We start from the raw sequence: 11,663 nt of genomic DNA on the forward strand, positions 1-11,663 counted from the left end.
GCCGTTCCATGCCAGCCCCCGCCCCGCTCCACCTCGCCGCCGAGATCGGCGGACCACCCCGGGACGACGCCGACCGGCTCGTCCGGCTCGCCCGGACCGCCGAGGAGGGCCTGCTCGACTTCGTCACCCTGGCCGACTCCTTCGGCGGCCCCGGACCCGACGCGCTCGGTGCGCTCGCCAGGACCGCCCCGGAGACCGGCCGGATCGGCCTGGTGCCGACCGTGACCACCACCCACACCGAGCCGTTCCACGTCCAGGCGGGCGTCGCGACCCTCGACTGGGTCAGCCGGGGGCGGGCGGGCTGGCGTGTCGACGTGTCGACCTCGGCCGCCGAGAACCGGCTCGTCGGCCGCCGGGAGACACTCGGTCCCGCGGCCGCCTGGGCGGAGGCGGGCGACGTGGCCGAGGTCTCCCGGCTGCTGTGGGACAGCTGGGAGGACGACGCCGAGATACGCGACACGTCGACAGGACGCTTCGTCGACCGCGACAAGCTGCACTACGTCGACTTCGCCGGCGCGACCTTCGGCGTGCGGGGGCCTTCGATCGTGCCCCGGCCGCCCCAGGGCCACCCGGTCACGGTCGTCGACGCGTCGGCGGCGGTGAGCCGGGACGCCGCCGCACGCCACGCCGACGTGGTGCTCCTGCGGGCCGGCACCGCCGAGGAGGCGGCCGCGCGCGGCGCGGACATCCGCGCCCGCGCCGCCGCCCACGGGCGCGACCCCGGCACGCTGCGGATCCTCGCCACCCTCGTCGTCGACCTCGGCGACCGGCCGGCCGCATCCGCCCCGGGCGGCGGGCACTTCGGCGGCAGCCCCGCACAGCTCGCGGACCTGATCGCCCGGTGGCACGCCGGCGGCGCCGTGGACGGCTTCCACCTCGTGCCCCTCGACCCCGCGACCGGCCTCGCCCGGATCACCGGGGGGACCGTCGCCGCCCTGCGGGAGCGTGGACTGTTCCGTACCCGGTACGAGGCCACCACCCTCCGCGGGCATCTCGGGCTCGCCCGCCCCGTCAGCCAGTACGCCACCACCGGGGGAGCCTCATGAGCGCCGGCCCGACGCAGCCCCGCAAGCAGATCCATCTCGCCGCCCACTTCCCCGGGGTCAACAACACCACCGTGTGGGCCGACCCCCGGTCCGGGAGCCAGATCGACTTCGCCTCCTTCGTCCACCTGGCCCGCACCGCGGAACGCGGCCTCTTCGACTTCTTCTTCCTCGCCGAGGGACTGCGGCTGCGCGAGCACAAGGGCCGGGTCCACGACCTCGACGTCGTCGGCAGGCCCGAGTCGATCACCGTGCTGAACGCCCTCGCGGCCGTCACCGCGCACCTCGGCCTCGCCGCCACCGTCAACGCCACCTTCAACGAGCCCTGGGAACTGGCCCGCCGTCTCGCCTCCCTGGACCTGCTGAGCGGCGGCCGCGCCGCCTGGAACGTCGTCACCTCGTCCGACGCGTTCACCGGCGAGAACTTCCGGCGCGGCGGGTTCCTCGACCGCGCCGACCGCTACACGCGGGCCGCCGAGTTCGTCGCCGCGGCCCGCGCGCTGTGGGACGCGGCGAGCGACGACGGCGGCCCGCGGCCCTTCGAGTGGTCCGGCGACCACTTCACCTTCGGGGGCGAGGCCGCCCTGCCGCGCTCGCCGCAGGGACGGCCCGTGGTCATCCAGGCCGGGGACTCCGACGAGGGACGGGAGTTCGCCGCCTCCGCCGCCGACATCATCTTCACCCGGCACGGCACCCTGGAGGCCGGCCGGGCCTTCTACCGCGACGTCAAGCGGCGCCTGCCCCGGTACGGCCGCCGTGAGGAGGACCTCAAACTGATGCCCGGTGTCACCGTCGTCCTCGGTGACACCGACGCCGACGCCCAGGAGCGTGCCGCCGAGATCCGCCGGCAGCAGATCTCCCCGCAGAACGCCCTCCACGCGCTGGAACTCGTCTGGGGCCGCGACCTGAGCGCGTACGACCCCGACGGCCCGCTGCCCGACATCGACCCTGACCCGCAGTCGACGCTCGTCCAGGGCCGGGTGCGCCACGCCGACCCGTTCGAGGCGGCGGCCCGCTGGCGCGCGCTCTCCGAGGAGAAGGGGCTGTCGATCCGGCAGACGGTCATCGAGACCACCAGCCGCCAGTCGTTCATCGGCACGCCGTCCACGGTGGCGGCCGCCATGGCGGAGTTCGTCGAGCAGGACGCGGCCGACGGCTTCATCCTGGTGCCCCATCTGACCCCGGGCGGCCTCGACGACTTCGTCGACACCGTCGTTCCGCTCCTCCAGGAACGCGGTGTGTTCCGCACCCGGTACACCGGCACCACGCTGCGCGAGCACCTCGGTCTCGCCGGGACCGGTGTGGAAGGGTTGACGGCATGAGCACGGACGCATCCTCCCGGGACGACCGGCGGAACTGGCAGGAATGGCATGAACAGCGCGTCGCGAGCGTCTCCGAGCCGTACGGTCCGCTCTCCCTGACGGGCACCCACTGGCTCGCCGACCACCCCGAGGGGCGAATTCCGGCCGTCCCGGGCATCTGGACGGACGACGGCGAGCAGGTGCTGCTGACCGCGGCCGCCGAGGACGGCGTCATCCTCGACGGCAAGCCGTTCACCGGCACCGTCGCCCTCGCCGCCGACCACGGGCCGATCCCCGCCTCCCGGGTCGCGCACGGCGACCGGCGGCTGGTCGTGATACGGCGTGAGGGACTCTGGGCCGTACGGGACTTCGACCCGGACGCCCCGGCCCGCCGTGCCTTCAAGGGCATCGAGGCCACCGCGTACGACCCCCGCTGGGCGGTCCGGGGGCACTTCCGGCCCTACGAGGAGCACCGCAGCGTCCGGGTGGAGAACGCGGACGGGCGCGAACGGGGGCTCGGCCTCGGGGGCGAGATCGTCTTCGTGCTCGACGGCGCCGAGCACACCCTGCGCGCGGCCGTCGAGCCCGACGGCTCCCTGTGGGCGGTGTTCGCCGACGCCACCAGCGGGGAGAGCAGCTACCGGTTCCGCTTCCTGCGGCCCGCCGCACCGGCGGCCGACCTCACCGTGGACGTCGACCTCAACCGCGCCCTGCTGCCGCCGTGCGCCTTCGCCGACCACTTCATCTGCCCCTTCCCGCCGCCCGGGAACACCCTCCCGGTGGCGGTCGCCGCCGGTGAACGGAACCTGGCGGGCGCCTGATCCGTCCCACCGGACGACCGGGCACGGCGCGACGCGGAAGGCCCCGGGGGCGGCGAGCCCCCGGGGCGTTCCGCCGTGCCCGCGAACAGTGGCCGAAATCCACCCTTGTCGGGCTTCTCCGCCCTTGTGTGGCGGGTTGGCGCCGCGAATACTCCCGACCAGCGCTTGTCAGGGGCACGGTCTGTCCGGAAAGGGACGGCACCGTCCCGCTGGCTGCGCCTCACGGGCCCCGACCCCACGAACGGGCCCCCTTTCCCCTCGGGAGGAACGACACGTGAGGATCAAGCGCACCATCCCCCGCAGTACCTCCGGCAGACGCAACCGTCTGCTCGCCGTCGCCACCGGCCTGATCGCGGCCGCGGCGCTGGCCGTCCCCACCGCCACCGCGAACGCCGACCAGACGTCGGCGTTCGGTGCCGCACAGCTCGCCGCCGCGAGCGACGCCGTGCTCGCCGCCGACGTCGCGGGCACCGCCTGGCACGTCGACCAGGCCACCGGGACCCTGGTCGTCACCGCCGACTCGACCGTCTCCCGGGCGGAGATCGCCGCGATCAAGCGCGAGGCGGGGCCCCAGGCCGGCGCCCTGCGCATCGAACGCACCCCCGGCACCTTCTCCAAGCTCATCGCCGGCGGCGACGCCATCTACGCCAGCAGCTGGCGCTGCTCGCTCGGCTTCAACGTCCGCAGCGGCAGCACCTACTACCTCCTGACCGCCGGGCACTGCACCGACGGCGCGGGCACCTGGTACACCAACTCCGCGCGGACCACCAGCATCGGGCCCACGGCCGGGTCCAGTTTCCCCGGCAACGACTACGGGCTGGTGCGCTACTCCAACACCTCGCTGGCGCACCCGGGCACCGTCGGCAGTGTCGACATCACCAGCGCGGCCAACGCGACCGTCGGCATGTCCGTCACCCGCCGGGGCTCCACCACCGGTACCCACAGCGGCACGGTCACCGGTCTCAACGCCACCGTCAACTACGGCGGCGGCGACGTCGTCTACGGCATGATCCGCACCAACGTGTGCGCCGAACCGGGAGACTCCGGCGGACCGTTGTACTCCGGCAGCCGGGCCATCGGCCTCACCTCCGGCGGCAGCGGCAACTGCTCGACCGGCGGCACGACGTTCTTCCAGCCGGTCACCGAGGCGCTCGGCGCCTACGGGGTCAGCGTCTACTGAGGCGCCTGCCGGCCGGGGGCGACCGCCTCCTCCCGCACCGACGACGAGCCTCCGCCCGGACCGCCGGGCGGAGGCTCGTCGTCGTGGCCGGGGCCTTCGCCCCGGGGATTCCGGCAGCCCTCGGAAGGCGACCGGCGGGAGCCCTTTCTGTGAAGACGCCGTGAACGCAACCGTGTTGTCGTGTGCCCGTCCAGAAGTCGGCCTTGTGTGCGAGTGCGACGCGTCGGAATAGTGGGCGTGTCATCCTCCGCTCCCGGACACCCCACTTGTCCCGGGCGCGGCCCCCCACAGGAGGTCACTTTTGAAGCACCGTCGTATACCCAGGAGAAGGGCAGCCGTCGCCGGAGGCGCGGTCGCCGCGCTGCTCGCAGCGGGTTTCACCTTCCAGAGTGCGAACGCCAGTGACAACACCGAGCAGTTCTCGGTCAAGGCGCTGACCGCGCCCGCGGCCGGGACGCTCGCCCTCTCCCTGAAGGCGGACCTCGGCACGGCCGAGGCCGGTGCCTACTACGACACCGAGGCCAGGGCCCTCGTCGTCAACGTGGTCTCGGAAGAGGCCGCGACGACCGTGCGCGAGGCCGGCGGCAAGGCCCGGATCGTCCGGAACACCCTCGCCGAACTGACCGGCGCGCGGCAGACGCTCACCGACAGGGCCACCATTCCCGGCACCTCCTGGGCGACCGACCCGGTCACCAACAAGGTGGTCGTGACGGCCGACCGCACGGTCGAGGGCGCGGACCTCGCCACGCTGCAGAAGGTCGTGAAGGACCTCGGCGGCAAGGCCGAGCTGAAGCGGACCGCGGGCGAGTTCCAGCCCTTCGCCTCCGGCGGCGACGCGATCCACTCCGGCGGCGGCCGCTGCTCCCTCGGCTTCAACGTCGTCAAGGACGGCGAGCCGCACTTCATCACCGCCGGGCACTGCGGTGAGACCGGCAGCGAGTGGTCGGACTCGGCGGGCGGCGCGGCCGTCGGCTCGATGGTCGACTCGCAGTTCCCGGGCAACGACTTCGCGCTGGTGAAGTACAGCGGTGACACCGCGCACCCGAGCGAGGTCAACCTCTACAACGGCAGCGCGCAGGCCATCACGTCGGCGGGCGACGCGACGGTCGGCATGCAGGTGCAGCGCAGCGGCTCCACCACCCAGGTCCACGACGGCCAGGTCACGGGTCTCGATGCGACCGTGAACTACGGCAACGGCGACATCGTCGAGGGGCTCATCCAGACCTCGGTCTGCGCCGAGCCGGGCGACAGCGGCGGCTCGCTCTTCGCGGGCGAGGTGGCGATCGGCCTGACGTCGGGCGGCAGCGGCGACTGCTCCTCGGGCGGTGAGACGTTCTTCCAGCCGGTGACGGAGGCGCTGTCCGTCTTCGGCGCCCAGATCGGCTGACACCGGTGGCGACGCGCGGCCGGTGACGGAAGCGCGGCCCGTCCGGCGCCGGTGGCGACACGCAGGCGGTGACGGAAGCGCGGCCCGTCCGCGGCGCGCGGAGCGGCTGAGACCGGTGGCGACGCGCGGCCGGTGCCGGAGGCGCTGTCCGTGCGGCATCGCGGCCGGTGACGGCACACGCGGCGGGGCCGCCCCCTTCGAAGGGGGCGGCCCCGCTGTCGTTCCGGCCGTGCGCGGGTCCCGGCCCGGCCGCCGGGTCAGGTCCGGGCGTCGTTCCGGCCGCGGCCCCGCAGCACCGCCAGGGCCGTGGTCACCACCGCGCCGCCGACCGCCCACGCGGTCAGGACCCACATCGGCCCCGCCGCCGCGTTGCCGCGGAAGTACGCGATCGAGCGGGCCGCCCAGGTGCCCGCCCCCGGGGGGAGCGCCGGGCCGATCGTGCGCCAGAAGGGCGGGAGCAGCGGGTAGGGGTAGGCGCCCCCCGCGCTCGGGTTGCCCGCGACGACGACCACCAGGATCGCCAGGCCGATGCCCACGACGCCGGCCAGCCCCTGGAGGGCGAGGGTCAGCGCGCCGACGGCGAAGACCAGCAGGGTGCCCAGGCCCCACAGGGCCCAGACGCTGCCCGGCAGTGCGTCCAGGACCGGCCCTGCGACCACCGTGCCGAGCAGGCCGGCGACGATCGAGTACAGCAGCAGGACGCCCAGCCGGATCAGCGCGCGGGCCCCGTTCGCCGGCCGTGCGCCCGCGCTGATCGCCAGGATCGCGGCGCACAGGTAGCCGCCCACGCACCACCCGACGACCAGGTAGAACGAGGACAGTCCGCGGGCGTCGCCCGGGGCCTCGGGGACCACGTCCACCACCCGCACCCGGCGCCCCTCGGCCGACTCGGCCTCCGCGACGACCGCGGTGAGCGCCTGGGCGAGCGAGGAGCCCGCGCCGCCGGCGACGAGCAGCCGGTCGGTGGTGGCCCGGGGGTCGATGATCAGCGCCCCGTCCACCTCGCGGTTCAGGATCTGCCGCCGTGCGGTCGCCTCGTCGGCGGCCGCCCTCGGGTCGAGCGGTTCGCCGGGGAGCCGGTTCAGCTCGTACAGGGACTGGTCGACCGCCTGGGGCGAGACGGAGGTCACCGCCAGCGGGATCCGGTGCGGCGTCGGGTCGTGGAAGGCGCCGACGTACGACGTGATGAAGGCGATCTGGAGCGCCAGCACACCGAGCACGAGAAGCGCGGCCCGCACGCTCACCGCGCTCCGGACCTCGCTGAGGAATCCGGGGCGAGGGCCTTGGCGCGGGGCGGCGGGGGACTCGGTCCGGGAGTCGCCGTAGTCGTCGTCCGGCCGCTCTCCCGGGGTGCCGCCGGGCGGTCCGTCGTATCTCTCAGCCATGCGCCCACGCTCGGTGCGGGGCCGTGTTCATGCAGGTGGGGCGGGGCCGAATGGCGTACGGACGAGGGCCGGGGAGCCGCACCGCGATGTATCGTACGAGTGTTCGAAAATGGTCTATGGTGGAGAACGGGGGAGGTGAGACGGACTGATCCAGGAGGCGCGGGTGCCAGGGTTCACGCATCTGCACACCGTTTCCGGGTTCTCCGTGCGCTACGGGGCCTCCCACCCGGAGCGGCTGGCCGAGCGTGCGGCGGAGCGGGGCATGGACGCCCTGGCGCTGACCGACCGCGACACCCTCGCGGGAGCGGTCCGCTTCGCCGAGGCGTGCGCCGGCCACGGCGTGCGCCCGGTGTTCGGGGTGGACCTCGCCCTCGGGGAACGCGAACGCCGGGACGGGCCCGCCGAGCGGCGGCGCACACCGGTGCGCGGCGGCGCGTTCGTCGACGAGTCCGCGCACCGGGCCGTCTTCCTCGCCCGGGACCGCGGCGGCTGGGCCGATCTGTGCCGCATGATCACCGCGGCCCACGCCGGCGCCGGCGACGGCCCCCTGCTGCCCTGGTCCGCCAACCACGGCGACGGCCTCACCGTGCTGCTCGGCCCGTCCTCGGACGTGGGCGCGGCGCTGACCCGGGGCAGGCCCGACCGCGCGGCCGCGCTGCTCGCCCCGTGGCGGGAGCGGTACGGCGACCGGCTGTGCCTGGAGGTCGTGCACCACGGCCGCGCCGGGACCGGCCCCGGGTCGCTGCGCCAGGCCGCCCGTACCCTCGGGCTCGCCGCCGAGCACGGAGTGCGCGCCGTTCTCACCAACGCCGTCCGCTACGCCGACCCGGGCCAGGGCCCGGTCGCCGACGTGCTGGACGCGGCCCGCCGCCTGGTGCCCGTGGACCCGCGCAGAGGACTCGACAGCGGGGAGCGCTGGCTCAAGGACCCGGCGGCCATGGCGCACACCGCCGAGCGGGTGGCCGAGGCCGCGGGCCTCCGGCGCGACACCGCGCTGCGGCTGCTCGCCATGACCGAGGAGGCGGCCGCGGCCGCCGTCGTCGACCCCGAGGACGACCTGGGGATCGGCAGCGTCCACTTCCCCGAGCCCCGGCTCGTCGGCGCGGAGAGGCGCACGGCGCAGCGGGTGCTGGCCTCGCGCGCCGCCGCGGGCATGGTGCTGCACGGCTACGACGGGCGCCGCGACTACTGGGAGCGGATGCACCACGAACTGGACATCATCGCCCACCACGGATTCGCCTCGTACTTCCTGACCGTGGCCCAGGTGGTGCGGGACGTGAAGGAGATGGGCGTACGGGTCGCCGCGCGCGGCTCGGGCGCCGGATCCCTCGTCAACCACCTCCTCGGCATCGCGCACGCCGACCCGGTCGAGCACGGCCTGCTGATGGAACGCTTCCTGTCCAAGCGGCGCCGGGTGCTGCCCGACATCGACATCGACGTCGAGTCGGCCCGCCGGCTCGACGTCTACCGCGCGATCATCGGCCGCTTCGGCGGGGAACGGGTCGCGACCGTCGCCATGCCCGAGACCTACCGGGTCCGGCATGCCGTACGGGACGTGGGCGCGGCCCTGTCCATGGACCCCGCCGAGATCGACGAGATCGCCAAGTCCTTCCCGCACATCCGGGCGCGCGACGCCCGGGCGGCCCTCGACGAACTGCCCGAACTGCGCGCCGCGGCCGAGGACCTGAAGAAGCGCGGACGGATGTGGGACCTGGTCGAGGCGCTGGACGCGCTGCCCCGCGGGGTCGCCATGCACCCCTGCGGCGTCCTGCTCTCCGACGCCTCCCTGCCGGCGCGCACCCCGGTGGTGCCCACCAGCGGGGAGGGGTTCCCCATGTCGCAGTTCGACAAGGACGACGTGGAGAAGCTCGGGCTGCTCAAGCTCGACGTGCTCGGGGTGCGGATGCAGTCGGCGATGGCGCACGCGGTCGCCGAGGTGCGCCGGACCACGGGGGAGGAGCTCGACCTCGACGATCCCGGCCAGGTGCCGCCCGGCGACCCGGAGACCTACCGCCTCATCAAGTCGGCCGAGACGCTGGGCTGCTTCCAGATCGAGTCCCCGGGCCAGCGCGACCTGGTCGGCAGGCTCCAGCCGGAGACCTTCCACGACCTGGTCGTCGACATCTCGCTGTTCCGGCCGGGCCCGGTCGCCGCCGACATGGTCCGGCCGTTCATCGAGGCGCGTCACGGCCGGGCGCCCGCCCGCTATCCGCACCCCGACCTGGAGGAGGCGCTGAAGGGCACCTACGGGGTGGTCGTCTTCCACGAGCAGATCATCGAGATCGTGGACATCATGACCGGCTGCGGCCGGGCGGAGGCCGACCGGGTGCGGCGCGGGCTGTCCGACCCCTCGTCGCAGAGCAGGATCAAGGTCTGGTTCGGCGAGCGGGCCGGGTCGCGGGGTTACGCCCCCGAGGTGGTCGAACGCACCTGGAAGATCGTCGAGGCCTTCGGCTCGTACGGCTTCTGCAAGGCGCACGCGGTCGCCTTCGCCGTTCCCACCTACCAGTCGGCCTGGCTCAAGACCCACCACCCGGCCGCCTTCTACGCGGGGCTGCTCACGCACGACCCGGGGATGTACCCGAAGCGCCTGCTGCTGGCCGACGCCCGGCGGCGCGGGGTGCCCGTGCTGCCGCTGGACGTCAACCGGTCCGCGGCCGCCCATCGAATCGAACTGGTGTCTGATCAGGGTCAGGGGCCGGCGCGCTGGGGGCTGCGGCTCGCGCTCTCGGACGTCCACGGCATCAGCGAGGACGAGGCCGCCCGCATCGAGGAGGGACGGCCGTACTCCTCGCTGCTCGACTTCTGGCAGCGCGCCCGCCCCTCGCGCCCCGTCGCCGAACGGCTCGCCCAGGTCGGCGCGCTCGACGCCTTCGGCGCCAACCGGCGCGACCTGATGCTGCACCTCGCCGAACTCCACCGCGGCGGGCGCTCCACCGCCTCGCGCGGCGGCCAGCTCCCGCTCGACCAGGGCCGGCACACCGCCCCCGTCGGACTGCCCGACCTGGGGGACGCCGAGCGGCTCAGCGCCGAACTGGGCGTTCTCGGCATGGACGCGTCCCGCCACCTGATGGGGGACCACCACGCCTTCCTGTCCGAGCTCGGCGCGCTCTCCGCGCAGCGGCTGCGCGGGGCGCGGGACGGGCAGACCGTGCTGGTCGCCGGCGCCAAGGCGGCCACCCAGACGCCGCCGATCCGGTCCGGCCGGCGCGTCATCTTCACCACGCTCGACGACGGCACCGGCCTGGTCGACCTGGCCTTCTTCGACGACAGCCACGCCGCCTGCGCCCACACCGTCTTCCACTCCTGGCTGCTGCTGGTGCGCGGAGTGGTGCAGCGCCGGGGCCCGCGCAGCCTCAGCGTCGTGGGCGCCGCCGCCTGGAACCTGGCCGAACTGGCCGAACTGCGGCGCACCGGCGGCCTCGACGCGGTCGCCGCCCGGCTCGCGGCGCCCGTCCCCCCGCCCGGACACGACGGCGGCGCGCCGGGTGGCGACGGGCGCCGCATCGAGATGCCCACCGGTTACCGGATGAACCCCTGGGCGGACCTCCAGCCGGCCGGCGACAAGGCCGCGACCGGACGGAAACTGTGGCACCAGAGCCCCGGGAGCGCGGGATGATCCTTCACGTACGGTTCCTGCTGCCGCCGATGTACGAGGCGGCGCTGCCCGCCCTCCTCGCGGTGGCCGAGGACATCAGCCCGGTCGTGCAGGCGCTCCCGCCGGACGCCGCGCTCGTCGACGTCCGGGGCGCCGAACGGTACTTCGGGCGGGACACCGCCGGACTCGCCGCCCTGCTGAGGGTGCGCCTGCTCGCCCACTGCGGCGTGGACTGCGTGATCGGCGCGGGGCCCGGCCCGATGATCGCCCGGATGGCGGCGCGCGAGGCCGTGCCCGGCACGACCCGGGTGGTGACGCAGGAGGAGACGGCCGGCTTCCTCGCCGACAAGCCCGTCGCCGCGCTCGACGGCGTGGGCACGGCGACCGCCCGCACGCTCTGCTCGTACGGCCTCGACTCCGCGGGCCGCGTCGCGGCGGCCCCGCTCGCCGTGGTCCAGCGGCTGCTGGGCGTGCGCACCGGGCGCGAGGTGTGGGAGCGGGCGCGCGGGATCGACCGCGCGGCGGTCGTGCCCGATGCGCTCTCCCGGTCGATGGCGGCGGAACGCGCCTTCGACGTCGACGAGCTGGACCAGGACCGGCACCGCAGGGCGCTGCTCTCCCTCGCCGGGGAGCTGGGCGCGCGGATGCGCGGGGAGCGGCAGGTGTGCCGCTCCCTCGCCCTCACCGTGCGCTACGCCGACCGGTCCGTGACCACCCGGACGCGCACGCTGCGCGAACCGACCGCGCACTCGGCGTCCCTCACCGCGACGGCGTACGCGATGCACGAGTCGCTCGGGCTGCAACGGGCGCGGGTACGGGGGCTGTCGCTGCGGGCGGAGGGGCTGGGGCCGGCCGAAGGGGCCGCCCGGCAGCTGTCGTTCGACCCGGCCGACGAGCGGGCGCGCCGCCTGGAGGCGGCGGCGGACCGCGCCCGCGCCCGCTTCGGCC

Annotated in this window: 8 protein-coding genes; 7 read left to right on the forward strand and 1 reads right to left on the reverse strand. The window is 74.8% G+C overall.

Annotated features, from left to right (window positions below):
- Nucleotides 1–8: 8 nt before the first annotated feature.
- From EAO77_RS25180 to EAO77_RS25200, 5 genes are all read left to right on the forward strand, one after another.
- On the forward strand, nucleotides 9–1,046 hold the full coding sequence (locus EAO77_RS25180; protein ID WP_147990554.1) for an LLM class flavin-dependent oxidoreductase: 1,038 nt from the start codon (nucleotides 9–11) through the stop codon (nucleotides 1,044–1,046).
- The gene (locus EAO77_RS25185) at nucleotides 1,043–2,365 is read left to right on the forward strand and encodes an NtaA/DmoA family FMN-dependent monooxygenase (RefSeq protein ID WP_147990555.1); all 1,323 of its coding nucleotides are present in this window, start codon (nucleotides 1,043–1,045) and stop codon (nucleotides 2,363–2,365) included. The genes EAO77_RS25180 and EAO77_RS25185 overlap by 4 nt, the downstream gene beginning before the upstream one ends.
- Nucleotides 2,362–3,165, forward strand: a complete 804-nt coding sequence (locus EAO77_RS25190; protein WP_147990556.1) for a DUF1684 domain-containing protein — start codon at nucleotides 2,362–2,364, stop codon at nucleotides 3,163–3,165. The genes EAO77_RS25185 and EAO77_RS25190 overlap by 4 nt, the downstream gene beginning before the upstream one ends.
- 274 nt (nucleotides 3,166–3,439) lie before the next feature.
- Nucleotides 3,440–4,345, forward strand: a complete 906-nt coding sequence (locus EAO77_RS25195; protein ID WP_147990557.1) for a S1 family peptidase — start codon at nucleotides 3,440–3,442, stop codon at nucleotides 4,343–4,345.
- Between the two features lie 301 nt (nucleotides 4,346–4,646).
- A complete protein-coding gene (locus EAO77_RS25200; RefSeq protein ID WP_147990558.1) occupies nucleotides 4,647–5,732 on the forward strand; it encodes a S1 family peptidase in 1,086 nt (361 codons plus the stop codon).
- Between the two features lie 257 nt (nucleotides 5,733–5,989).
- Here EAO77_RS25200 and EAO77_RS25205 read toward each other — a convergent pair whose 3' ends face one another.
- Nucleotides 5,990–7,117, reverse strand: coding sequence for an ABC transporter permease (locus EAO77_RS25205; protein WP_261994132.1), 1,128 nt, complete (start codon nucleotides 7,115–7,117; stop codon nucleotides 5,990–5,992).
- Between the two features lie 163 nt (nucleotides 7,118–7,280).
- Here EAO77_RS25205 and EAO77_RS25210 point away from each other — a divergent pair, with 163 nt between their 5' ends.
- Nucleotides 7,281–10,736 carry a DNA polymerase III subunit alpha gene (locus EAO77_RS25210; RefSeq protein WP_147990559.1) on the forward strand — a complete coding sequence of 1,152 codons (3,456 nt, stop codon included), beginning with the start codon at nucleotides 7,281–7,283 and terminating at the stop codon, nucleotides 10,734–10,736.
- The coding region (locus EAO77_RS25215) for a hypothetical protein (protein ID WP_147991021.1) at nucleotides 10,733–11,663 on the forward strand (931 nt) is incomplete at its 3' end. The genes EAO77_RS25210 and EAO77_RS25215, both read left to right, overlap by 4 nt.

It is taken from the genome of Streptomyces sp. T39, assembly GCF_008042045.1.
Classification (GTDB): domain Bacteria; phylum Actinomycetota; class Actinomycetes; order Streptomycetales; family Streptomycetaceae; genus Streptomyces.